Source organism: Lysobacter firmicutimachus (assembly GCF_037027445.1).
GTDB lineage: Bacteria > Pseudomonadota > Gammaproteobacteria > Xanthomonadales > Xanthomonadaceae > Lysobacter > Lysobacter firmicutimachus.
The window spans coordinates 1,095,093-1,118,498 of record NZ_JBANDL010000002.1; the positions used below are offsets into that span (position 1 = coordinate 1,095,093).

At 66.6% G+C, this 23,406-nt stretch carries 21 protein-coding genes and 1 pseudogene; 6 read left to right on the forward strand and 16 right to left on the reverse strand.

The window, feature by feature from the left end; genetic code table 11:
* Positions 1–18: 18 nt before the first annotated feature.
* From V2J18_RS04650 to V2J18_RS04675, 6 genes are all read right to left on the reverse strand, one after another.
* Positions 19–444, reverse strand: coding sequence for a GtrA family protein (locus tag V2J18_RS04650; protein WP_075574902.1), 426 nt, complete (start codon positions 442–444; stop codon positions 19–21).
* Entirely contained in the window at positions 441–1,394 is a 954-nt protein-coding gene (locus tag V2J18_RS04655; protein WP_336131180.1) for a WxcM-like domain-containing protein, read from the reverse strand. Before V2J18_RS04655 ends, V2J18_RS04650 begins: the two co-directional genes overlap by 4 nt.
* Complete coding sequence (locus V2J18_RS04660; RefSeq protein WP_064745895.1) at positions 1,391–2,341, reverse strand: glycosyltransferase family 2 protein; 951 nt, start codon at positions 2,339–2,341, stop codon at positions 1,391–1,393. The genes V2J18_RS04655 and V2J18_RS04660 overlap by 4 nt, the downstream gene beginning before the upstream one ends.
* A complete protein-coding gene (locus tag V2J18_RS04665) occupies positions 2,329–3,423 on the reverse strand; it encodes a DegT/DnrJ/EryC1/StrS family aminotransferase (RefSeq protein WP_064745896.1) in 1,095 nt (364 codons plus the stop codon). The genes V2J18_RS04660 and V2J18_RS04665 overlap by 13 nt, the downstream gene beginning before the upstream one ends.
* Before the next feature lie 219 nt (positions 3,424–3,642).
* Positions 3,643–4,584 carry an electron transfer flavoprotein subunit alpha/FixB family protein gene (locus tag V2J18_RS04670; protein ID WP_064745897.1) on the reverse strand — a complete coding sequence of 314 codons (942 nt, stop codon included), beginning with the start codon at positions 4,582–4,584 and terminating at the stop codon, positions 3,643–3,645.
* The gene (locus tag V2J18_RS04675; RefSeq protein ID WP_336131182.1) at positions 4,584–5,330 is read right to left on the reverse strand and encodes an electron transfer flavoprotein subunit beta/FixA family protein; all 747 of its coding nucleotides are present in this window, start codon (positions 5,328–5,330) and stop codon (positions 4,584–4,586) included. Before V2J18_RS04675 ends, V2J18_RS04670 begins: the two co-directional genes overlap by 1 nt.
* Positions 5,331–5,787: 457 nt before the next feature.
* Between V2J18_RS04675 and V2J18_RS04680 the strand changes: the two genes are divergently transcribed.
* Positions 5,788–7,362, forward strand: a complete 1,575-nt coding sequence (locus tag V2J18_RS04680) for a glycosyl hydrolase family 28-related protein (RefSeq protein ID WP_336131183.1) — start codon at positions 5,788–5,790, stop codon at positions 7,360–7,362.
* A gap of 11 nt (positions 7,363–7,373) precedes the next feature.
* Here the strand turns inward: V2J18_RS04680 and V2J18_RS04685 are convergent, their stop codons facing one another.
* Positions 7,374–8,183: a D-hexose-6-phosphate mutarotase gene (locus V2J18_RS04685; protein WP_075574904.1), complete on the reverse strand. Its 810-nt coding sequence runs from the start codon at positions 8,181–8,183 to the stop codon at positions 7,374–7,376.
* Between the two features lie 134 nt (positions 8,184–8,317).
* Between V2J18_RS04685 and V2J18_RS04690 the strand changes: the two genes are divergently transcribed.
* Positions 8,318–9,730, forward strand: a complete 1,413-nt coding sequence (locus tag V2J18_RS04690; protein WP_064745900.1) for a mannose-1-phosphate guanylyltransferase/mannose-6-phosphate isomerase — start codon at positions 8,318–8,320, stop codon at positions 9,728–9,730.
* An 88-nt stretch (positions 9,731–9,818) separates the two neighbouring features.
* Here V2J18_RS04690 and V2J18_RS04695 read toward each other — a convergent pair whose 3' ends face one another.
* Positions 9,819–10,730 carry an ATP-grasp domain-containing protein gene (locus V2J18_RS04695; protein WP_336131184.1) on the reverse strand — a complete coding sequence of 304 codons (912 nt, stop codon included), beginning with the start codon at positions 10,728–10,730 and terminating at the stop codon, positions 9,819–9,821.
* 132 nt (positions 10,731–10,862) lie between these two features.
* Here V2J18_RS04695 and V2J18_RS04700 point away from each other — a divergent pair, with 132 nt between their 5' ends.
* On the forward strand, positions 10,863–11,603 hold the full coding sequence (locus V2J18_RS04700; protein WP_336131185.1) for a CoA transferase subunit A: 741 nt from the start codon (positions 10,863–10,865) through the stop codon (positions 11,601–11,603).
* Between the two features lie 103 nt (positions 11,604–11,706).
* A complete protein-coding gene (locus V2J18_RS04705) occupies positions 11,707–12,339 on the forward strand; it encodes a CoA transferase subunit B (protein WP_336131186.1) in 633 nt (210 codons plus the stop codon).
* A 116-nt stretch (positions 12,340–12,455) separates the two neighbouring features.
* On the opposite strand, the gene V2J18_RS04710 is transcribed toward V2J18_RS04705, so the two are convergent.
* Positions 12,456–14,108, reverse strand: coding sequence for an electron transfer flavoprotein-ubiquinone oxidoreductase (locus V2J18_RS04710; RefSeq protein ID WP_336131187.1), 1,653 nt, complete (start codon positions 14,106–14,108; stop codon positions 12,456–12,458).
* Between the two features lie 232 nt (positions 14,109–14,340).
* On the opposite strand from V2J18_RS04710, the gene V2J18_RS04715 reads away from it, so the two are divergent.
* Positions 14,341–14,931: an alpha-ketoglutarate-dependent dioxygenase AlkB family protein gene (locus tag V2J18_RS04715; protein ID WP_336131189.1), complete on the forward strand. Its 591-nt coding sequence runs from the start codon at positions 14,341–14,343 to the stop codon at positions 14,929–14,931.
* 9 nt (positions 14,932–14,940) lie between these two features.
* On the opposite strand, the gene V2J18_RS04720 is transcribed toward V2J18_RS04715, so the two are convergent.
* From V2J18_RS04720 to V2J18_RS04745, 6 genes are all read right to left on the reverse strand, one after another.
* Positions 14,941–16,128, reverse strand: coding sequence for a glycoside hydrolase family 16 protein (locus tag V2J18_RS04720; protein ID WP_336131191.1), 1,188 nt, complete (start codon positions 16,126–16,128; stop codon positions 14,941–14,943).
* Positions 16,129–16,297: 169 nt separating this feature from the next.
* Complete coding sequence (locus V2J18_RS04725; protein ID WP_336131192.1) at positions 16,298–16,957, reverse strand: ABC-type transport auxiliary lipoprotein family protein; 660 nt, start codon at positions 16,955–16,957, stop codon at positions 16,298–16,300.
* Positions 16,954–17,895, reverse strand: coding sequence for an MlaD family protein (locus V2J18_RS04730; protein WP_064745907.1), 942 nt, complete (start codon positions 17,893–17,895; stop codon positions 16,954–16,956). Before V2J18_RS04730 ends, V2J18_RS04725 begins: the two co-directional genes overlap by 4 nt.
* Positions 17,896–17,941: 46 nt before the next feature.
* Positions 17,942–18,865, reverse strand: coding sequence for a CPBP family intramembrane glutamic endopeptidase (locus tag V2J18_RS04735; RefSeq protein WP_336131193.1), 924 nt, complete (start codon positions 18,863–18,865; stop codon positions 17,942–17,944).
* Positions 18,862–19,713: an ABC transporter ATP-binding protein gene (locus V2J18_RS04740; protein ID WP_336131194.1), complete on the reverse strand. Its 852-nt coding sequence runs from the start codon at positions 19,711–19,713 to the stop codon at positions 18,862–18,864. The genes V2J18_RS04735 and V2J18_RS04740 overlap by 4 nt, the downstream gene beginning before the upstream one ends.
* A gap of 79 nt (positions 19,714–19,792) precedes the next feature.
* The gene (locus V2J18_RS04745; RefSeq protein WP_336131195.1) at positions 19,793–20,914 is read right to left on the reverse strand and encodes an ABC transporter permease; all 1,122 of its coding nucleotides are present in this window, start codon (positions 20,912–20,914) and stop codon (positions 19,793–19,795) included.
* A gap of 200 nt (positions 20,915–21,114) precedes the next feature.
* On the opposite strand from V2J18_RS04745, the gene V2J18_RS04750 reads away from it, so the two are divergent.
* Complete coding sequence (locus tag V2J18_RS04750; protein WP_425605939.1) at positions 21,115–22,383, forward strand: threonine/serine exporter family protein; 1,269 nt, start codon at positions 21,115–21,117, stop codon at positions 22,381–22,383.
* A gap of 81 nt (positions 22,384–22,464) precedes the next feature.
* On the opposite strand, the pseudogene V2J18_RS04755 reads toward V2J18_RS04750, so the two are convergent.
* A pseudogene (locus V2J18_RS04755) lies at positions 22,465–22,944 on the reverse strand (H-NS histone family protein); the annotation flags it as partial.
* Between the last annotated feature and the right edge of the window lie 462 nt (positions 22,945–23,406).

Here is a 23,406-nt window from a genome sequence, read left to right on the forward strand (position 1 = left end):
GCTGGGCGATTTGTGGCTTCATCGTGTCCGGCTCTCGTCAGAACGTTGTTTGTCAACCAAGGCGCCGGCTTTGCGGAGCACGAACTTGTTCATCAGATAAGTTATTGGAACCATCGCTGCGGTCACGATTAGCGGCCCTAGCGATTCTGGGACATGGGCAAATTCGATTATTATTGCCAGAAGTGCCGCCGACGCTGCGTACTGGACGATATAGACGATAGGATAGGCCAGCAGTCCCTTCCACGACATCGGTACTTTGAACACGAGAGTCGAATTGACCCAGTACGCGAACAGGATGCCAAGCGCGTAAGCGATCAGGTAGGACACCTGATAGCTCATCAACGTGTTGAGTGCTAGGTAAACTGTGTAAGTGAAACCCGTGTTCGCGACGCCTCCGACCAGGAAGCGCAACCAGCGCTTGGTCTGGAATCGAGGTTCGATCATCGCTGGGACGCTTCGCGGCGCGCCAGTTTCATAAATTCGGAATAGTCTCGAATATAATCGTCGGCTTCGTACGGATGCGATGCGAACACCAGTAGAACAGCGTCGCTGGAGTATTTGTATTGAATGCCCCAGGTCATCGGCGGCAAGTATATGCCCTTGTCGGGCGAATCCAACAGCACCTCACAGCGGGACTCGCCGTCGTCGGCCACGACCGCGCAACTGCCTTTTACGCAAATCAGGAACTGTTCGCAGTGATGGTGCGCATGCTCGCCGCGAGTCTTTTCGCTGGGAACGTCAAACACCAGGAAATAGCGCTTTGGTTCGAACGGAATGTCCTTGAGGAACTCGCCGACGGTCAGCGCGCCTCGCATGTCTTGGACAGATTTGAAGCGGTGCAGGGTGACTCCCTTTACCCCCACGGAAACGATCGATGGGCCGCTGTCCGGATTGCTGTTGGTCGTTTTTTCGTTAGGCGCTGATGCGTTCTCTACGTAACCGGCAATGCGCGCTGGCGAGCCGTAGACGATGGCGTAGGGTGGAACAGACTTAGTTACAACCGCGCCGGCGCCGACCATCGCATGGCGGCCGATAATTACCCCTGGCAGTATCACCGCTCCGCCGCCGACCGATGCTCCGGTTTCGATATGGGTTTGAAGAAACCGATCCGGATAGACTTTTGAGCGTGGAAACTTGTCGTTAGTGAACGTCACGTTGGGGCCGATGAAGACATCGTCCTCCACGCAAATGCCGTCCCACAGGTATACGCCGGACTTGACGGTGACCCTATCGCCGATTACCACGTCGTTCTCGACAAAGGTATGGGCGCATAGATTGACGTCGGCGCCAATGCGAGCGCCAGCTAGAACTACTGCTGACTGCCATATCGTCGTGCCCGCGCCGATTTGCGTGGTCTGCACGTCCGCGGTTTCATGGATCTTGACATTGTTCATTGCGGTTCCCGATCGTTGGCGTGTTTCATGCTTACTACGGCGAGGGGGCGTTGTTTGCTGTTTTCATATCCTCGCCAAGCGTAAGTACCAACCAGCCCAAGTCCCAATAAATTCAGTGTGCCGAAAAACAGGACGACTAACATGGTTGCGGCGTAGCCCGGTACAGCGATGCGCCCGCTTAGCGATGCGATCAATACGATCGCGCCCAGCACAAATGACAAGGCTGATCCCGCCGCGCCAGCACGGATCAGTAGTTTGATGGGGTAGTCGGTGAAGGCGAACACGCTATCCATCATGTATTCGACTTTCTTGCGCAGAGTCCAAGCTGATTTTCCGTGCTCGCGCTGGAGGCGCTCATAGCTGACCAACTTGCGTCGGAAGCCCAGCCAGAAGATCAATGCGATCAGGGACGAGCGCGATTCCTCCAGCCGCAACAGCTGATCTCGGAAGATCTGGTTACACCCGAACACGTCCACGCCGCCTTCCGGCATTTCGCGCACTACCAAGCGACGGTACAGTCCCCAAAACAGGCCCGAGGCCATTCGGGACAGCAGCGGATCCTTGCGGCCTGTACGCGTTCCGATCGCAACGTCGCATTGGTCGGATTCCAGCGTCTTGAAAAAGGTGATCAGCAGTTCCGGCGGCTCCTGTAGATCGGCCGCCATGACCCCGAAATAACGGCCACACGCCGCTTCGAGCCCGGTGCGGATCGCCGGGAACGAGCCGAAGTTACGCGAGTGCGCCAACAATTGTGCGGGAAATTCGAGCCCGTCCAGCGCTGCGCTCAGCAGCGCGTACGACTGGTCAGGGCTGCCATCGACGACGAAGACTGCTTCCATTCTTCCGCTCAGCTCGCGGTTCATGGTTGCAAGTGTCAGCAGCAGCTGAGGAATCGACCCTTCGTTTTTGTAGACCGGGATGACCGTGCTGAAAGTTACGGTTGCCATGAGTTAACGCTCGCAACGACTTGTTCGATTTGCGCGTCGGTCATTTCCGGATAACAGGGGAGGGTCAGGATTTCCACCGCCAGACGCTCGGTGTTCGACAAGCGGACATCGGCGTAGCGGTCGCCGAATACCGGCTGGCGATAGTCGGGGACTGGATAGTGGATATCCGACGCGATGCCCTGCGCGCGCAAGTGCTGCCGCAAGGAGTCGCGCTGCGCGCTGCGCAATACGTACAAATGGCCGACGTATTCCGGGCCCGCGGCGGCGGGCGGTTCGACTTGTGGATGGCAAATGCCGGCGTTGTAGCGCGCGGCGATTTCGCGACGGCGCTCGTTTCCGGCGTCCAAGCCCGGCAGGAACGTGGACAGAATCGCGGCCTGCATTTCGTCCAGTCGGGTGTTGCGTGCGCCGTCGAATTCCACGTTGTACTTGTCGGTCCAGCCGTACTGGCGAAGGCGGCGGATGCGTTCGGCGACGTCGGCGTGCCGAGTGGTCGCAGCACCGCCGTCGCCAAGGGCGCCAAGGTTCTTGGTGGGATAGAAGCTGAAGCTGGCAGCGTCGCCGAAGGTGCCAACCATGCGGCCCCCGACCTGCGCGCCATGGGCTTGAGCGCAGTCTTCGAGCAGCTTTGCGCCGCTGCCGGCGCAGAGTTGGGCGATCTGGGAGATTTCCGGGGTCGCTAGGCCATAGAGGTGGGTCACCACGACGAACCTGACGCCGGCGGCGATTGCACGTTCGACTTCGATGAGCGAGACGTTGCGGGTATTCAGGTCGACGTCGAGGAAGAACGGCTCGGCGCCGATAGCTCGCACCGCAGTAGCGGTGTACATGCCGGCGTTAGCGACAGTGGCGACCTTATCACCGGGGCCAACGCCGAAAGCGCGCAACGCCAGTTCGATGGCGTCGGTACCGTTGCCCACACTGACGCAGTACTCGACGCCCAGGTACTGAGCGAAGGCCGATTCGAACTGCTTCACTTCGGGACCGAGCACCAACCAGCCGCTGGTAAGCACGCGCTGGATCGCACCTGTGATCGCCTGCTCATTGGCCTTGATGCGGGCGGAAAGGTCGTTGATTTGCATGAGCTCTCACTTCTGGTTGTGCTAGGTGGTGGGCGCGCGATTTGGACGATGGTTCGGTTGCGGGATTTTGTAGGCTCCGCGCGCCCTCATACATAACCGCATATAAGACGAAAACCGGCACGAGGCCGGTTAAGGAAGATATCTACTGCGGCGAACGGCAGGGGGCGTCGGGGCAAGCCGCAAACGCGCCAGCGGCGCGCTGCGGCCTGCTGACCCGGATCAGGCCAACGCCGCTTCCAACTCCGGCAACAGCTTGAACAGATCGCCGACCAGGCCGATATCGGCGATCTCGAAGATCGGCGCGTCGCCGTCCTTGTTGATCGCGACGATGGTGCCGGCGTCCTTGATCCCGGTCAGGTGCTGGATCGCGCCGCTGATGCCGACCGCGACGTACAGCTCGGGGGCGATGATCTTGCCGGTCTGGCCGACCTGCAGTTCATTCGGCACATAACCGGCGTCGACCGCGGCGCGCGATGCGCCGACCGCCGCGCCGAGCTTGTCGGCGAAGTCGTAGATGATCTTGAAGTTGTCCGCCGAGCCGACGCCGCGGCCGCCGGAGACGACGCGCTTGGCGCTCTGCAGGTCGGGACGGTCGGACTTGCCGGCGGCCAGGCCCCGGTAGCGGGTGTGGCTGGGCAAGGCGACGTCGACCGGCGCGGCTTCCACCGCGGCGCTGCCGCCCTTGCCGGCTTCCGGCCAGGACGCGGTGCGCACGGTGGCGACCACGGCGTGATCGGCCGGCGCTTCGACGGTGACGATGGCGTTGCCGGCGTAGATCGGGCGCTTGAAGGTGTGGCTGCCTTCGATCGCCATCACGTCGGAGACCTGCGACACGCCGAGCAGGGCCGCGACGCAGGGCATCAGGTCCTTGCCGAAGGTGGTCGAGGGGCCGAACACGTGGCTGTAGCCCTTGCCCAGCGCGGCGATCTGCGGCGCCTGGACCTGGGCGATGGCGTCGGCGTTGGCGGCGTTGGCCACGGTCAGCACGCGGGCGACGCCGGCGATCTGCGCGGCTTCGGCGGCTACGCCGGCCGGATCGGCGGCGAGCACGACGATGTCGATGGATTCGGGTTTGAGCGCCTGCGCGGCGGAGACGCACTTGGCGGTCGAGGCGTTGAGCTTGCCTTGCAGGTGTTCGGCGACGATCAAAACCTTACTCATCACAGCAACCCCTTCTGCTTCAGTGCGGCGACCAGTTCGGCCGCGTCCTTGACCATCACGCCCTTGCTGCGCTTCGCCGGCGGTGCGTAATGGGTGGTTTTCAGCGTGTCGCCGGTGTCGACGCCGAGCTCGCCGAACTGGATCGTTTCCAGCGGCTTGCTCTTGGCCTTCATGATGTCCGGAAGCTTGATGAAGCGCGGCTCGTTGAGGCGCAGGTCGGTGGTGACCACCGCCGGCAGATCCACTTCCAGGGTTTCCAGGCCGGCGTCGACTTCGCGCACGACCGTGGCCTTGCCGCCTTCGACGTCCAGCTTGGAGGCGAAGGTCGCCTGCGGACGGCCCCACAGGGTGGCGAGCATCTGGCCGGTCTGGTTGGCGTCGTCGTCGATCGCCTGCTTGCCCAGGATGACCAGGTCCGGCTGCTCCTTCTCGATCAGCTTGAGCAGGGCGCGCGCGGCGGTCAGCGGCTGGATCGGCTGCTCGCTGACCACGTGCACGGCACGGTTGGCGCCCATGGCCAGGCCGTTGCGCAGGTGGGCCTGGGCGTCGGCGGGGGCGATCGTCGCCACCACGACCTCGGTGGCGATGCCCTTGTCGCGCAGGCGCAGGGCTTCTTCCAGGGCGATTTCGTCGAACGGATTGGCCGACAGCTTGACGCCGTCGGTGACCACGCCGGAGCCATCCGGCTTGACCTGAATGCGGACGTTGTAGTCCACCACGCGCTTGTAACCGACGAGGATCTTCATCGTGCGGGGGTTCCTTGTGGGGGGGCTGGCCGGGCGGCCGACAGCCCTCGATTCTAGCGGAGACGGGGCTGTGGGGGCAGTGCACGCGGATCCGCTGTATCACGCGGCGAAGGGGAGGCAAATGGGGGGGGCTCGGTTGAAAGATGAACCTCGGCCAAGTAGTTCCACCGAGCAGGCTGATGGCTGAAGAGCTGAACAGGAGGTTGCGGCCTCTGTGGATAACGTGGTGGGGCAGGCTTGAGGCGGTACGGGGCGGCTTCAGTCTGGTTTTCGATGACTGTCTTTCCCAGGACGGTTGGACTGTGGCCGTCTCGCAGCGAGGGCCGCGCAAATGCCGCGTATGTCGCTTGATCGTTGCGTGTTGTCGCGTCGCAGGATGTGCGCACCGGATGGCCTAATCTTCATAAGACGCTCTATAAGGCGCTCTGCTCGCAACCGAATGTTAAGGAGGATGGCTATGATCAATATTTCCGATAGGGACAGTGTCATTGCTTCTGCTGATGGTACTGCTGAGGACAAATCAACAGAGCCTCAAGCTGCAGTCGGGAGTTTAATGTCGCCCGAGAGCTCTGCCGAGATAGGGTTTATTGGCGGCGCGAGTGCAGGTGCCGGGACTGTACAGGCCGAACTGCGAGAACGCGCGAGCATTGCGGACTTCGGTGCGGTCGGCGATGGCTTGGCAGACGACACGGCCGCAGTGACGTCGACGATCGCGTTCGCGCTCGACAATAATGTGCGTTATCTATTTGTTCCGTCAGGCGTTTATCGCTTGACAGCGCCGATAGTTATCGGTGGAAGCCTGTGGCTTGACGGCGATGGCGTAGAACCTTACGAAGGATTCAGTCCCGGTCCGGGGCCCAACCAGCGAGGCGGAGGCTCTTGGTTCTTTCTCGATCATGCCGGCAAAGGCTTCATCCTTCAGCGTCCATCGGTTGGCAATAGTGCGAGCGGCATCTCGATATCGTGGCTGGGGACCTTCCGCGCTCATACGGTCGGCGCACCGGGGACTACGTTCGTTCCCACGGTATACGACTACGATTTCACGGTTGATGACGCGGATGCGCTTTTCGACAACGTTACGTTGCTAAATGCCTACAATGGCATCCAGGTGCTCAACGGCAATGCCGGCCGCTTGACCACGAGCAACTTACGTGGACAGCCGCTCAATATTGGCATTTTTATAGACCAAGCCTACGACGTTGTAAGAATAACGGATACGCATTTCTGGCCTTTCTGGTCCCAGTCCGAAGATGTGGCAAAATATCAGCTCAATCACTCTCGTGCGATCGTTTCCGCGCGCAACGACAATCCTTTGATCGTCAATTTGTTCTGTATCTTCTACAAGATCGGATTGCATGTCGTAGGCAACGGTTTCGGCACCACTAATAAGTTGAAGCTGGTGAATGCGGACTTTGATCGCGGTCAGTATGGTATTTATGTGGAGCCATCCGCGGTCGGGCATACCGGCATGTATACCAACGTAACCGCACAGGGTGAGGTCGGATCGCTCGCGACCTTTGCGAGCAACAACTCTGGTGTTTCGGTCAACGCGATTAATTGCGTCATGAATTTTTCCGGGCTGGATTTGGCGGAGCATCGGGGCCCAAGTCTTGACGCGAACGCCGCCGGTATCGAGTTGAACGTGGCCCAGCTTCAAGCTGGAAACTGGAATGGTTCGGGGCTCGGATTCGGCTGTGTCCAGGCGGCCTCGGGCGCCGTGGTGGAAATTAGCGACCGGCCGAAATTTTTCGGTGGCGGAGGAGCGGCGGTATTTTCCGGAAACGGAGAAATCTCCGCGCCGTTGCGCGCAGGTACATCGAGTGCAAACACGGACGCGAATGGCGACGTCGTAATTACGCATAATTGCCCAATCACCCCGCGTAAAATCTTCGTGACGCCATCCAATTCCGTCGGGCTGATTTGCACGGTTCGCGCCCGTGGTCCGACGACCTTTATCGTGCGGCTATTCGATTCTGCCGGGAACGCGTGGGCCTCGGGAGACGCAAAATTCGACTGGAAAGCCGAATACTGAGGTACGGTGATTCAGCATCCCCGGTTGGATTGGACTGTGAGAATCTGCGCCCCGGTCCAGGTCTGACCGGGCTGCAACCTCACCGGCTGCAGCACCTGTGCGGCCTCGACGCAGACGAAGCGGCGGTACCCGTCGGGTTCCAAGTCGGACAGGCCTGCGGCCAGTTCGGCGCCGGGATTCCACACCACGGTGTCGGCGAAGCCCTCGGCTTCGAAGCGCAGCATATGCTCGCCGTCGGTGACGCGCAGCAGGCGACGGGTGTCGGCGTAGATGCGGTCGACCTCGCCGCCGAAGCGCACCGGTGCGCCGCTGGGCGGGCAGGGCGCGCCGCCGCGCGCGGAGTCGATGTAAGGCCGGTCTTCCAGGCCGTGAACCTGGGTCTCGGCGATGTCGCCGACAGCCAGGTAGGTATGCAAGGCGGCGCTGAACTCGAACGGGTCGGCATCGGCGTTGTGCACGGTCAGGGTGATGCGCAGGCGGTCCTCGCCGGGTTCGACGTCGAGCTCCGCCCCGAAGCGGTAGGGCCAGTGGCGGCGGGTTTCCTCGCGATCGCGCAGGCGAAAGCGTAGACGTTCGGGGTCGGGCTCGGTTTCCCAGGTGAGGGTGCGCGCGAAGCCGTGCCGCGGCCCGGGGCCGCGCGCGGCGAACTGCGGAAAGATCACCGGCACGCCGCCGCGGATCGCCGCGCCAGAAACGTCCGCCCGCGGGCTCAAATACAGGCGTTCGCGGCCGCGGCAATGCCAGGACAGCGCCTGGGCGCCGAACGCGGTGGCTTCGACTCGGCTGTCGCCCGGGCCGCTCATTAATAATGTGTTGTGCATGTGCGCTAGCGTGGACGCCCCAGTCAGGCGCCCATTTTAGCCTCGACCCGCCGCCAGTCAGGCGCCGTGAAGCCGGTCGTGACGAGGTTCGGCTATCCTTGGCGGCCCTTTCCGTTCCGAAATCTGGAGCCAGGATGCTTCATCCCGTCGTTCTCAGCGGTGGCAGCGGTTCGCGGCTTTGGCCGCTTTCGCGCCAGAACCAGCCCAAGCAATTTCTGACGTTGATCGGCGATCACTCGCTGTTCCAGGAAACCATCCTGCGCGCGAGCGCGCTGCCGGATGCCGGGGCGCCGGTGACGGTGTGCGCCGAAGACCATCGATTCATGGTTGGCGAGCAATTGCAGGAAATCGATGTCGCCAACGGCGCGATCATTCTTGAGCCGATCGCGCGCAACACCGCGCCGGCGATCGCCCTGGCGGCCCTGCACTTGGTCGCACAGGAGCCCGATGCGACCATGCTGGTGCTGCCGGCCGATCACCTGATCGAAGACGTGCAAGCGTTCCGCGAGGCGGTCGCGCGAGCCTCGACCCTGGCCGCGCAGGACTGGCTGGTGACGTTCGGCATCGAACCGGATTACCCGGAAACCGGCTATGGCTACATCGCTCGCGGCGATGCCCTCGACGGCGCCGGCTACCGGGTGGCGCGCTTCGTCGAGAAGCCCGACCTGGCGACCGCCGAGCGCTACCTTGCCGAAGGCACCTACGCCTGGAACTCAGGCATGTTCCTGTTCAAGGCGCAGCGCTATCTGGACGAGCTGACGCGCCTGGCGCCGGCCATCGTCGAAGCCGCGCGCGCGGCCTATTCGCAAGCGCAGACCGACCTGGATTTCATCCGCCTCGGCAAGGACGCGTTCGCCGCCAGTCCCAACGATTCGATCGATTACGCGTTGATGGAGAAAACCGAGCACGCCGCGGTGGTGCCGGTCAGCTGCGGCTGGAGCGATATCGGTTCGTGGTCGTCGCTGTGGTCGGTCGCACAGCGCGACGACGACGGCAACCGCTACGAGGGCGACGTGATTTCGGTGGACACCCGCGACAGCCTGGTGCGCGCTTCGGACCGGCGCATGATCGCGACCATCGGCGTCGAGGATCTGGTGATCGTCGATACGCCGGACGCTACCCTGGTCGCCCGCAAGGACCGGGTCCAGGACGTCAAGACCATCGTCGACAAGCTCAAGCAGGCCGGGCGCCAGGAGCATCTGTTCCACCGCAAGGTATACCGCCCCTGGGGCAACTACGATTCGATCGACATGGGCGACCGTTTCCAGGTCAAGCGCATCGTGGTCAAGCCGGGCGCGGCCTTGAGCCTGCAGAAGCACCACAAGCGCGCCGAGCATTGGATCGTGGTATCCGGCGTGGCCGAGGTGACCTGCGACGACAAGGTGTTCGAGCTGCGCGAAAACCAGAGCACCTATATTCCGCTGGGCAGCGTGCATCGCCTGCGCAATCGCGGCACCCAGCCGGTCGAGCTGATCGAGGTGCAGTCGGGCAGCTATCTGGGCGAGGACGATATCGTCCGTCTGGAAGACGTCTACGGCCGTTCCTGACCGGCGCGGCGAGTTTCGACGGAAGACCGGCTTCGGCTGGTCTTCTCGTTTGCGGGCTCCAAACGGCCGGGCGATACGCGCCCGCGGCTCAGGATGCAGCGCTGGTCTGCAGCAACTCCGCCAGCGCTTCGGCGAAGCGCGCCGCGCTGCCGGGGGCGTGTTCGAAAAACAGCGAGGGCTCGCACAGTTCGAGTTCGAGCAATTGCGGGCGGCCGTCTCCGTCGCGGATCAGGTCGACGCGCGCGTACAGCAGCGGGTCTTCCAGATCGAGTCGGGCGCCGGCGGCGCTGAGCGCGTGCAGGGCCGCGGTGAGTTCGTCCTCGCCGGGTTCGCGCGCGGCGATGCGCTCGGTCGCGCGCAGGTTCAAGGCCTCGTCGCGATGCAGCATCGCGCCCTTGCGGATCGCGTGGCTGAAGACGCCGTTGACGTGGATCAGCGCGGTCTCGCCGTCGCGGTCCACCGAGGCCAGATACGGCTGCAGCAGCACGCTGCGGCCGTCGTCGAGCAGGCGCGCGACGTGGTTGGCGGCGGCGAATTCCTGCGAACGGGCGTAGCGCTGGGTGTCGCGCGAGCCGGCGCTGACCGCGGGCTTGACCACGAACTCCTCGCACTCGGCATGCGCGGCGAGAAACTCCTGCAGCGCCGGCAGCGGATCGGCATCGGGTTCGACGAAGGCGCTGGGCACGACCGGCACGCCGCGTGCGGCGAGATCGGCGAGATAGTGCTTGTCGCTGTTCCAGCGCACCACCGCCAACGGGTTCAGCAGCCGGGTGGCGGCGTCGACGCGCGCGCACCAGTCGAGGAACTCGTCCAGGCGCTGGGTGTAGTCCCAGGGCGAACGCAGCAATACGGCGTCGTATCGGCCCCAGGCCACGCTGGGATCGTCCCAGGCGCGGATGTCGGCGGCCAGGCCGAGGTCGGCGCAGGCTTGCCGCAGCGGCAGCAGGTCCTGGTCTTGTCCGAGGGCGGCGATGGCGGTGACCAGGGCGATTCGGCTCATGGCGCAAGTCTAGCGTCGCTGCGGCGAAAGGGCGGGGGCGGCAACGGCATTGTCGCGGCATTGCCCGAAAGTCCGCTACGTCCGCCGCCTGCGGCAGGCTAAACTTCGCATATCCCGCAAAGGAGTTGTCCCATGGCCCAGGCCTCATCCGCGACGCCCGCCCGCGGCGGCGCGAACAACAAGCTGTACCCCGACGCGCAGACCGCCCTGCAGGGCGTGGTCGGCGACGGGCAGACCCTGGCCGTCGGCGGCTTCGGCCTGTGCGGCATTCCCGAGGCGCTGATCGGCGCGCTGCGCGACAGCGGCGCCAAGGGCCTGACCGCGATCTCCAACAACGCCGGCGTCGACGGTTTCGGCCTTGGCCTGCTGCTGGAAACGCGCCAGATCAAGAAGATGATTTCGTCCTACGTCGGCGAGAACAAGGAATTCGAACGCCAGTTCCTGTCCGGCGAACTCGAACTCGAGTTCAATCCGCAAGGCACCCTGGCCGAGCGCCTGCGCGCCGGCGGCGCAGGCATTCCGGCGTTCTTCACCCGTACCGGTTACGGCACGGTGGTGGCCGAAGGCAAGGAGACGCGCGAGTTCGACGGCCACCACTACGTGATGGAAACCGCGCTCAAGGCCGACGTGTCGCTGGTCAAGGCGTGGAAGGCCGACAAGGCCGGCAACCTGGTGTTCCGCAAGACCGCGCGCAATTTCAATCCGGCCTGCGCGATGGCCGGCAAGGTCTGCATCGCCGAAGTCGAGGAACTGGTCGAGATCGGCCAGATCGATCCCGACCAGGTGCATCTGCCGGGCATCTACGTCGACCGCATCGTGGTCAACGCCACGCCCGAAAAGCGCATCGAACAGCGTACGGTCCGCGCCGGTTGACGCTGCGCGTGCCGCGCCGCCCGGCTCCGAACGGCCTTACGGCGCAGCTCGGATTGTCCCCGTCGCAGCTTATCTCCGACCTCTCATACAGGTAGATCTATCCATGTCCTGGACCCGCGATCAAATGGCGCAGCGCGCCGCGCAGGAACTCACCGACGGCGCTTACGTCAATCTCGGCATCGGCCTGCCGACCCTGGTGGCCAACTTCATTCCCGACGGCATGGACGTGTGGCTGCAGTCCGAGAACGGCCTGCTCGGCATCGGCCCGTTCCCGAGCGAGGACGAGGTTGACGCCGATCTCATCAACGCCGGCAAGCAGACCGTCACCGCGCGTCCCGGCGCCAGCTATTTCGGCAGCCACGACAGTTTCGCGATGATCCGCGGCGGCCATATCGACCTGGCGATCCTCGGCGCGATGCAGGTCACCGGCAAGGGCGACCTGGCCAACTGGATGGTGCCCGGCAAGATGGTCAAGGGCATGGGCGGGGCGATGGACCTGGTCGCCGGGGTCAAGCGCGTGGTGGTGCTGATGGAGCACACCGCCAAGAACGGCGAGCACAAGATCCTGCCCGAATGCACGCTGCCGCTGACCGGCCTGGGCGTGGTGAACCGGATCATCACCGAACTGGCGGTCATGGACGTGACCGAGCGCGGCCTGGTGCTGGTCGAGACCGCGCCGGGGGTGAACGAAGACGAACTGCGGGCCAAGACCGGCGTGCCGCTGCTGGCCGCCTGAACGTCCCTGGTCTGCGCCGCCTAGGAAAACGCAAACGGCGCGATCGATCCGATCGCGCCGTTTGCGCATCTCCGGACCGGCGGCCGACGCAGACGCGCGCCACCGCCGCCGTTGTCTCACAGGTTCTGGTAGTTCGGCCCGGACCCGCCTTCCGGGGTGACCCAGTTGATGATCTCGTACGGGTCCTTGATGTCGCAGGTCTTGCAGTGCACGCAGTTGGCGGCGTTGATCTGCAGGCGCTTGGCGCCGGCCTCTTCGACGATCTCGTACACGCCGGCCGGGCAGAAGCGGGTGCAGGGGTTGCCGTATTCCTCGGCGCAGCGGGTCACGCAGACGTTGGTGTCGGCGACCTTGAGGTGCACCGGCTGGTCTTCGTCGTGCTCGGTCGCGGCGAAATACACCGCGGCCAGGCGGTCGCGCGGGGCCAGGCTGCGCTCCAGGTAATCGCGCTTGGGCTTTTCGGCCTCGCCGAGTTTCTGCAGCGAGGACCAGTCCGGCTTGTTCTTCAGCGTCCACGGCGAGGCGCCGCCGGTCAGGGTTTCCCAGGCCGCGTTGAGCATGCCGAACCACAGGCCGCGCTTGAAGCCCGGCTTGACGTTCCGCACTTTCTTCAGCTCGCTCATGATCTCCGAGCCGCGCAGCTTGGCGTCGAAGCCCTGCGGCGACAGCTGCGAGCCGGCCAGGTGGTCGGCGGCGAGCATGCCGCTGCGGATCGCCTGGTGGGTGCCCTTGATCTTGGGCACGTTGAGCAGGCCGGCGGTGTCGCCGATCAGCAGCGCGCCGGGCATTTCCAGCTTGGGCAGCGACTGGAAGCCGCCGGTGACGATGGCGCGCGCGCCGGCCGAGACGATGTTGCCGCCGTCCAGCAGCGGCTTGACCATCGGGTGGTTCTTCCACTGCTGGAACGCTTCCCAGGGCTTGTAGTCGGGATCGCGGTAATCCAGGCCGCTGACGTAGCCCAGCGCGATCCGGCCCTTGTCCAGGTGGTACAGGAAGCTGCCGCCGTAGGTGTGGCTGTCGGCCGGCCAGCCGAAGCTGTGCACGATCTTGCCCGGGGTCGTCCGGTCTTCGGGCACCTGCCACAGCTCCTTGATGCCGATCGAATAGCCCTGCGGGTCGCTGTCGGCGTCGAGCTTGAAGCGCTTGATCAGGCGCTTGGTCAGATGGCCGCGCGCGCCCTCGGCGAACACGGTGACCTTGGCGCGGATGTCGATGCCGGCGGTGAAGCCGGGCTTGTGGCTGCCGTCCTTGGCGATGCCCATGTCGCCGATGCGCACGCCGGCGACGCGGCCGTCGGCGTCGTGCAGGGTTTCGGCGGCGGCGAAGCCCGGGTAGATCTCGACCCCCAGCGCCTCGGCCTGCGGCGCCAGCCAGGCGCACATCGCGCCCAGGCTGACGATGACGTTGCCGTGGTTGTTCATGCCCGGCGGCACCGGCAGCTTGCGTCCGCCGGTCTTGCTGAGCAGCCAGAACTCGTCCTCGGTCGCCGGCACGCAGATCGGCGGCGGGTTGTCGCGCCAGCCCGGCAGCAACGCATCCAGCGGACCGGTCTCGATGACCGCGCCGGACAGGATGTGCGCGCCGATGGTGCTCGACTTCTCGATCACGCAGACCGAGATCTCGGGATTGAGCTGCTTGAGCCGGATGGCGAAGGACAGGCCGGCGGGACCGGCGCCGACGGTGACGACGTCGTATTCCATGACGTCGCGTTCGATTTCGATGGCTGGCGTGTCGGACGGCTGGACCGTGTCGATCGGCTGTTCGCTCATGCTGGCGGGACTCTGGCGTGCAATGCGACATTGTCGCGGGTTTGCGCCGGCAGCGCCAAGCCGGGGCCGTGCCGGCCCTGCGGCGGGCGTCGCGTTTAAAACGCGTTGAGCGCCGTTTCACGCTCGTTCCCGGACGTTGGCTCCGGCCGGCGTATGGAGGCCGCGTCGGCGGCGGGTGGGCGGGAGCCGGATCCGGAACGCGGTGCGCGCCGGCCGCGTGCTAGCGTGCGGCATGCCCTTGCAACGACTGCCGCTGGAAGACGCCGAACTGGCCTTCGACCCGCATTGGCTGGCGCGCGAAGACGCCGACGCGCTGTTCGCGGCGCTTCGCCAGGGCATCGACTGGGAAGTGCACCGCATCCGCCTGTTCGGACGCGAACACGATTCGCCGCGCCTGAGCAGTTGGATCGGCGACGCCGAGGCGCGCTACCGCTATTCGGGCGCGCTGTTCGAGCCGCGGCCGTGGCCGGCGGCGTTGTTGCCGGTGCGCGCCCGTTTGAGCGCCGAACTCGGCGCGAGGTTCAACAGCGTGCTGGCCAACCGCTACCGCGACGGCCGCGACGCGATGGGCTGGCACAGTGACGACGAACCCGAGCTGGGGCCCGCGCCGACCATCGCTTCGCTGAGCCTGGGCGCGCCGCGTCGGTTCGCGCTCAAGCACCGCCGCCGCGACGGCCTCAAGGCCGCGCTGGAACTCGGCCACGGCAGCCTACTGGTGATGGCCGGGCCGACCCAGGCCAATTACCGCCACGCCTTGCCGCGCACGGCGCGGCCGGTCGGCGAACGGATCAACCTGACCTTCCGCGCGATCCGGCCGCGCTAGCCACGCGGCTCAGGGCCTGCGCCAGGCGCGGATGTAGTCGACGTAGGTGATCGCCGACTGGGTCGCCGCCGCCGGCGGCTTGCCGGCGTAGACGAACTGGTCGACCAGGATCGAGGTTTCGATCTGGCTGGCGTTGGCGGTGGTGCGCACCAGGCGTCCGTCGATGTAGAAGCGGGTCGCGTCGGGGGCGATGTCGGCGCCGTAGACGTGGTAGTCGGCGCTGGGATCGAAGCCGGGCGTGTGCACGTGGCTGTCCAGCGCCTCCGCGCCGTTGCGGATCACGTACTGGTTCAAGTACAGCCGGGTCTTGTTGTCGGAGTAGTACTCGAACACGTCGGTTTCGTTCCACTGCTGCGCGCCGGGCGCCTGGAAGGTCCAGAACGCCGGCCAGAATCCGGCTGCGGCGGGCAGCTTCATGCGCGCCTCGATGAAGCCGTAGCGGAAGTTGTAGCTCGGGTGCGAGGACAGCAGGCAGGAGGTCCAGTCGTAGCTGCGTCCGGAGGGCGACACCACGCGTTCGCGTTTGGCCAGCAAGCGCAGCGCGCCGCCGGCGACCGAACAGTTCGCGGCCTGGTTCCACTCCAGTTGCTGATTGCCGGGGTTGCCGTGGCCGTGGTCGGACTCGGCCGAAGAGGTGTCGGCCCATTTGCTCCAGTTCACGGCCGTCCCGTCGAACTCGTCGCCGAAGGCGTAGACCCAGTCGTTGCCGGCGCCGAGCGGGCGAGTCGCGGCCGGATCGCCGCCGGGCGCGGCGACGACCGTGAAGCTGCGTTCGGGGACGAGGTCGGTCCAGCGGCCGCCGGCGTAGTACGACAGCCAATAGCGGTACTGGCCGGGCGGGAAGCGGCCGCTGCCGATGAGGGTACGTTCGCTGGCGCCGACGCTGTAGCCGCTTTGGTGGCCGAGGTCGAAATTGCGCCCGCCGCCGTCGCGCACCGCGAACACGATCTGGTCGTAGACCACCGGCTGGGGGTTTTGCAGCCGGGCGCCGAACAGCACGGTCTGCTCGGCGGTGGGGGCCGGCAGGTCGCGGCCGATCGCACGCAGCGGGGTCGCGCCGACGGTTTCGTAGTCGATCACGCCGGGCGGGGTAGCCCGGGTCGGACCGAGGGCCACCATCCCGCCGAAGGCCAGCGCGAGGGCGAGCAGGGCGGGCCGCGAAGCGGCGCGGCGGCGGTGCGGCGAGGGTGCGGACATGGCGCCTCCGGTGCGCGGCGAGGCTGGCCGCGCGCTCTAGGTTGCGCAGTCTAGGAGCGCACCGGGGCCCGGCCTGTGCCGGCGGTCACCCGATTACAAGCTCTCTCGAGCGGGCGTTTCGGGGGAGCTCTTCGCGGGCCGCGTCGCGCCGGCCCGAAACGGCGCGGCCTCAGCGCTTATGGCTCTTCTCGTGCGCCGAGCCGGTGTCCAGCGTCCAGCCGGCCAACTCGCCGGTGGTCGCGGCCAGCGAGTGCTCGAACGCGGCGACGACATCGCCGACCTCGGTCGTCGCCGCCGGCGTCGACTGCAGGAAGGTGCGCTGCGCGACCACTTTCTGGTCGGGGTTGTGCAGCAGCTTGGCGTTGAGTTCGATCACCGCCGACGGCAGGGCCTGGCCGGCGTAATCGGATTCGAACCGGCGCAGGTCCAGCACCAGTTTGTAGTCGGCGCCGATGCCGCTGCCCTGGCGCGCCACGGCGGCGATCTTGCCGGAGTCCTCCAGCGTGCGCAGCAGCGCGTCTTCGATCATGGCGCTGGGCAGCTTGGCCCAGGCCGCGCCCTTGTAGACCTGGAACTCGTCGCCGTTGGGACGCACGGCGATGCGCAGGCTGTCGATCATGCGCGCTGCGGTCGGCGCGGTGACCGACAACTGCCAGTCGGCCTGCGGCCAGGCCGGGTCGGCCGCCACGCGCGGGTCCGGCGCGTACTGGGTGGTCGGGTTCTTCGGCTTTTCGTCGAGGATCGAGCAGCCGCCGAGCAGGGCGGCGGCGGCCAGCGCGGCGGCGAACGCGCGCAGCGCGGGCGGGGTCAGGGTCGGGATGCGGATCATCGGGCGGCCGGCTCCGGTTCGAATTCCTTGGTGGCGTCGCGACCGAGCAGGTAGCGGGTCGGGTTGCTGTCGAGGCGGTCGCTGATCCGGCGCAGGTCGCGCACCAGCACGCGCAGCTCGGCCAGGGTCGGGCCGAGCTGGGCCAGGCCGTCGTTGGCGAAGCTGCTGATCGCGGCGCGATTGTCGTTGAGGATGCCGTTGGCGCCGGTGGCGGCCGAATCGAGCTTGGTCAGGGTGCTGTCGAGCTTGGCGACGATGCCCGGCAACTTGCCGGCGATCTCGCGGTCGACGGTCTCGACCGCGCGGTTGGTAGTGTTCAAGGTCGCGCTGAGCTGTTCGCTGGATTTGCGCGCGTTGGCGATCAGCGCGCGCAGGTCTTCGCGCTGGTCGGCGATCGAGCCGGTCAGCGATTCGATGTTGGCCAGGGTCTTGGAAACGTGCTCGACGTTGTCGTCGCTGAGCACCTGGTCCAGGCGCGCGACCAGGCGGTTGGCGGTGTCGGCGATGTTCTGCAGCGCCGAGGCCTCGGTCTGGATGATCGGGATCTCGCTGCCGCGTTCGGCGTCGGCCAGGGCCGGGCTGTTCGGGCTTCCGCCGGTGAGCTGGATGATCGGGCTGCCGGTGATGCCGGTCATCGACAGCTTGGCGCGGGTGTCGGTCTTGATCGGCGCGTCGGCCTGCAGGCGCAGCTTGGCGATGACCCGGCGCGGGTCGTCCGGCGCCAGGCTCAGCTGCTGCACGGTGCCGACCGAGATGCCGTTGTACTGCACGTTGCTGCCTTCGGACAGACCGGTCACCGGTTCGTTGAAGATCACCGCGTACTCGCGCCAGCCGCGCTCGGAGGAGTACTTCGCCGCCCACAACGCGAACAGCAACAGGAACAGCGTCACGAGAATCGTGAACGCGCCGATCAGGACGTAATTGGCCTTGGTTTCCATCAGGCACCTTCAGTACGACTGGGCGTCGCCGCCGCTTTGGCCGGCATCATGCCAGCATGGGATAGGTAAACGCGGTGAAATGAATGAAGTTCAGGCCGAAGTGAGCCAAAACCGCGCCGAACAGACCGCCGCGGCGGTAGGCCCAGCCGTAGGCCAGCCCGGCCAGGGTCGCCAGCAGCACCCAGCGCGCGCCGCCGCCGGCATGGACCAGGCCGAAGGCCAGCGCCGACACCACGATCGCCAGCGCATCGCCGTGGCGCAGCGCGCGCCAGCGCTGTTGCAATGCCTGCTGCAGATAGCCACGGAACATCGCCTCTTCGGTCAGCGCCACCAGCAGCAGGTTGTTGGCCGCCCACAGCGGGGCGAAGCCCGGCCATTTCGGCGCCCAGGCGACCACGCCCAGCAGCAGAGCCAGGCCCAGGCAGGCGAGAGCGGCGGCGCCGGCACCGATCGCGCCGGCGCCCAGTGCCGCGCCCCAGCCCGGACCGAACAATGGCGGATGCGCGGGCGCGGCGACATCGCCGCCGCCTTTGCCGTGCGCGCTGGCGCCGATCCAGCACAGCAGCAGCCAGAACCCGGCCAGCGGCTTGTCGAAGTTGAGGTACAGCGACATCGGCGCGGCGTCCGCGCTCAGGCGCAGGCCGTCGGCCAGTTGCGGGTTGCGGAAACCCGGCATCAGGTGCAGGCCGAGCGCGAAGGCGACCACGACGAACAGGGCGTGGCCGGCGACCCGCGCCGGTTTGGCCCGCGCCGGGCGCACCAGCCATGCAGCCAGGCCGAGCAGGGCGAAGGCGGCCAGTGCCGGCGGCGCGAGCAGGCCAAGCGCGAAACCGGCGCCGACCGCGACGGCGAGCAAGACCGCGCTGAGCGCATGCGCGCGCGGCCACCACAGCAGGGCCGCAGCCAGGCACAGCACGCCCCAGGCGGCGAGGCTCGGCAGCTGCGCAGGGTCCGGGGGCCAACCGCTCATGCGCCGGCCGCGTCCGCGTCGCGGAGGTTGCGCGCGCGCGTGACCTGGGCGGCGCGCGCGCGCGGGCCGTGGAAGTACTCCTGCACCCAGGGATGATCGAGCCGTTCGACGTCCTCGATCGGCGCGCAGGCGACGACCTTCTTGTCGGCCAGCACCGCGATGCGGTCGCAGATCGCGTACAGGGTGTCGAGGTCGTGGGTGATCAGGAACACGGTCAGGCCCAGCGCCTGCTGCAAGGTGCGGATCAGGCGGTCGAAGGCGGCGGCGCCGATCGGGTCGAGGCCGGCGGTGGGCTCGTCGAGGAACAGCAGCGGCGGGTCCAGGGCCAGTGCGCGCGCCAGGCCGGCGCGCTTGCGCATGCCGCCGGACAGCTGCGAGGGCAGCTTGTCGATCGCATCGGCGGGCAGGCCGGACAGCTTGACCTTGAGCAGGGCCAGTTCGTAGCGCAGCGAGTCGGGCAGTTCGCCGTGGTACTCCTTGAGCGGCACCTGCACGTTTTCGCCGACGGTCAGCGAGGAGAACAGCGCGCCGTCCTGGAACAGCACCCCGGTATTGCGCTCGATCTCGCGGCGCAGCCGCGGGTCGGGGCTGCGCGCGTCGATGCCGAGTACCTCGATCTCGCCGGCGTCGGGCCGGCGCAGGCCGAGGATGGAGCGCATCATCACCGACTTGCCGGTGCCCGAGCCGCCGACCACGCCGAGGATCTCGCCGCGGCGCACGTCCAGGTCCAGCCCGTCGTGCACGCGCTGTTCGCCGAATTGGTTGACCAGGCCGCGGATGCGGATGATCACGTCGTCGCCTTCGGCGCCGACGTCGGGATTGGGGAGTGGGGAGTGGGGAGTGGTCAAAGCAGGGCTCCGTTGGGGTACGGCAGCGCTCGGCTTTGGCCTTTAGCCAATCCCGAATCCCGAATCCCGGATCCCGGCCTCACCAGCCCATCTCCATGAACCAGATCGCGAAGAACGCGTCGAGCACGATCACCAGCGAGATCGCCTGGACCACGCTGGAGGTGGTGCGTTCGCCGACCGATTGCGCGGTGCCCTTGACCTGCAGGCCCTCCAGGCAGCCGATCAGGCCGATCAGCAGGGCGAACACCGGGGCCTTGGACATGCCGACCAGGAAATGGCGCAGCTGCATGGTGTCGTGCATGCGCGTCAGGTACTGCGGCGGCGGGATGTCCAGGCCGTAGGCGCCGACGGTGAGGCCGCCCAGCAGGCCGGCGACCATGGCGATGAAGGTGAGCAGCGGCAGCATCACCAGCAGCGCCAGCACGCGCGGGATCACCAGCAGGTCGATCGGGTCCATGCCCAGGGTGCGGATCGCATCGACCTCTTCGCGGCTGACCATCGCGCCGATCTGCGCGGTGAAGGCGCTGGCGGTGCGGCCTGCCAGCACGATCGCGGTCAACAGCACGCCGAACTCGCGCAGGAAGGAGATGCTGACCAGTTCGACCACGAAAATGGTGGCGCCGAAGTCTTTGAGGATGGTCGAGCCGAGGAAGGCCACCACCGCGCCGACCAGGTAGCAGAGCAGGGCGATCAGCGGCACCGCGTCGAGGCCGACCTGCTCCATGTGGTGCACGGTCGCGGTCGGCCGGAAACGGCCCGGGCTCTTGAACAGCCGCAGCATCTTGACCAGGGTTTCGCCGAAGAAGGCGACCAGGGCCAGCACTTCCTTCCAGTTGTCGGTGACCGCGAAGCCCAGGCGCGCGAGCGCGGCCTGGAAGCCGTACTCGCGCTTCTTCTTCGGCCGCTCGTCGGCGACGTCCTCGATCGCGCTGACCAGGGCGCGGTGGCTGTCGTGGAAGGAGAACGCGGTGTCGAAATCGAGTTGGCGGCGGCGCGCATAGCGCATCAGCTGCAGCACGCCGACCGAATCCAGGCGTTCGACCCCGCGCGCATCGATCTCGGTCGCGCCTTCCGGCGCATTCTTGAGCGCGTCGCCGATGCGCAGGGCGTGTTCCAGCGTCCAACAGCCGGACAGGCGCAGGCGCGAAGGCGCTTGGCCGTCGGCGGCGATTTCCGGCGCGTGCGAGGTCGATGCGGTCATAGGCTCTCGGGCGGGAGAATACAGGCTAGGAGCGGACAGGTGAGTGTCGGGTGTGCGGTCCATGCGGGGGCGTGCGGGGCCGCTTATGCGACAGCGCCTCGCTCGCGCGCGGCGGGATCGGGCCGGCGCGGCCGCATCCGCCTGACTCTGACTGCCGCATGCACCGGCGGCGCGCGGCGTCTGCCCAGCGACGCGCGCGCATGCGATGCTTCGCGGCTATGTCCGCCCCGCATCCGCTCAGCGCCACCAGCTACGCGGCCCGCATCGCCTTCGTGGTCGAGCTGGCCGAACGCCTGCACAGCTATGGCACCACGGCTCAGCGCCTGGAAGCGGCGGTGACCGCAGTGGCGCAGAAGCTGCGCCTGGAATGCGAGCCCTGGTCCAATCCGACCGGGTTGATCCTGACCTTCAGCGACCCGCAACGACCGCTGGGCGACAGCGACACCACCCGGGTCATCCGGCTGCCGCCGGGCGAGAACGATCTGTACCGGCTCAGCGAAACCGACCGCATCGCCGAGGAGGTGATGGCCGGCCGGCTCGACCTGGCCGCCGGGCATGCCGCCCTGGAGGCGTTGGACCGGCCGCGCACCCGGCGCTGGCGGGCGATGCAGGTGATCGCCTACGGCCTGGCCGCCGGCGCGGTCGCCAGCCTGCTGCGCCTGCCCTGGCTGGACATCGGCGTGGCCGCGGTGAACGGCCTGATGATCGGCCTGCTGGTGGACTTCTCCGGCCAGCGGCCGCGACTGCGCGAGGCGCTGGAAGCGATCGCCGGCGTGTTCGCCGCCGCCGCGACCGTGCTGGCGGCCAATTTCGTCGCTCCGTTGAACCAGAACACGGTGATCATCGCCTCGCTGATCGTGCTGCTGCCCGGTATGGCGCTGACCAACGCGGTCAACGAGCTGACCAGCCAGCATCTGGTCTCGGGCACCGCGCGTTTCGCCGGCGCGGTCACCACGGTGGTCAAACTCGCGGTCGGCACGGTGATCGGCCTGTACCTGGCCGACCTGATCGGGTTGGAGCCGGTGGTGCGGGCCTGGCGTCCGCAGGAGTCGTGGGTGGAATGGTGCGGCCTGGCGGTATCGGCCTATGCCTTCGCGGTTTTGTTCCGCGCCGATCGCCGCGATTATCCCAAGGTGATGGCGGCGGCCGCGGGCGGTTATCTGATTTCGCGTTTCGGCGGCCTGGCCTGGGGCAACCCGGCGGGGATCTTCCTCGCCGCCCTGGTCATGACCGCGCTCGGCAACGCCTATGCGCGCTGGGGCAACCGGCCCGGCGCGATCATCCGCGTGCCCGGCATCATCCTGCTGGTGCCCGGCAGCGTGAGCCTGCGCGGGCTGCTGACCATGCTGCAGCAGCAGGACGTCCACGTCGGCCAGGACGCGGTGCTGGCGGTGGTCAATATCCTGTTGGCGCTGATCGCCGGGCTGATATTCGGCAATCTGCTGTTGCCGGCCCGGCGCAATCTCTGATCCGGCTCCGCCGGGCGCCGATCCGGCCGCCTGCGTCCCCGGCCGAGTCCGGCCGGCTCCCATTCCCTGGCGGGTCGAATTCGCCGCACCGCTCCCCCGGGCAGCGGTGCGGCCGGTTTTTCGCCGACGCAATGGAAAACGCCGGCGGCTGCCGGCGCCTGCGGCCGAAGCCGGTTACTTGATCAGGAAATCGTCGAGCTTGCGGCCCGCGGCGGTGTAGGCGGCCAGCCAGCGCGGCTGCTTGCCGCGACCGGTCCAGGTTTCGCCGGTATTGGCCGGATTGCGGTACTTCGGCGCGACCTTGCCGAGCGGCTTGCGCGCCTTGCGCACGCCGGCGGCGGCCGGCTTGGCGGCCTTGGGGCCGGCCTTGGCGGCGCGCGGTGCGGACGCGGCGCCGAACAGTTCTTCGATGGTGTAGCCCTCGGCCTTGACCAGCTGGGCGATTTTCTTGCGCACTGCAGCAACCGGCTTGCGCTTGTTGAGCGTGGTTTTGCGCTTCTTGGCCTGGCTGATCAGGGATTCGAGTTCTTTGGCGGACAACGAGGAGATATCGATCGTCATGGAGCCTCCGGGAGTGTGGTCGGTTTACGGCCAGTCCCTGGCGCGCGGCCAGCATAATAGAGGGACATACCCCGGGCGTAAATGTGCCGATGGTCGCGATATATTCGTTCGCGATTCTGCAGCCGGTTGGCACGATTAGTGCTGTGCTATTAGTGCCGCGACGTGAGCGGGCCGCGATGGTCAATGGGGCGTGGGGCCAGCGGGACGCGGCGCAAAGCGGCGCGATACGGTGCCGTGGGCGCGCCGGGGTTCGCGCAACCGGCGGCGGATAATCCGCGCGACGCCCCCGGCGCGATTTTATCCGGGCGGTGGATTCGCGACGTGCGGCGGGCGCAGAAAATCGCCGCGCGGGGCAGGCGATAAAACGTGCCTGCCGTCATATTTTCGAACATTATTACCAGCGATGCGGCGGCATCGGCCGCCGCGGCGCCGGCGGGATGACCCGTGCGGTTTACCCGGGTA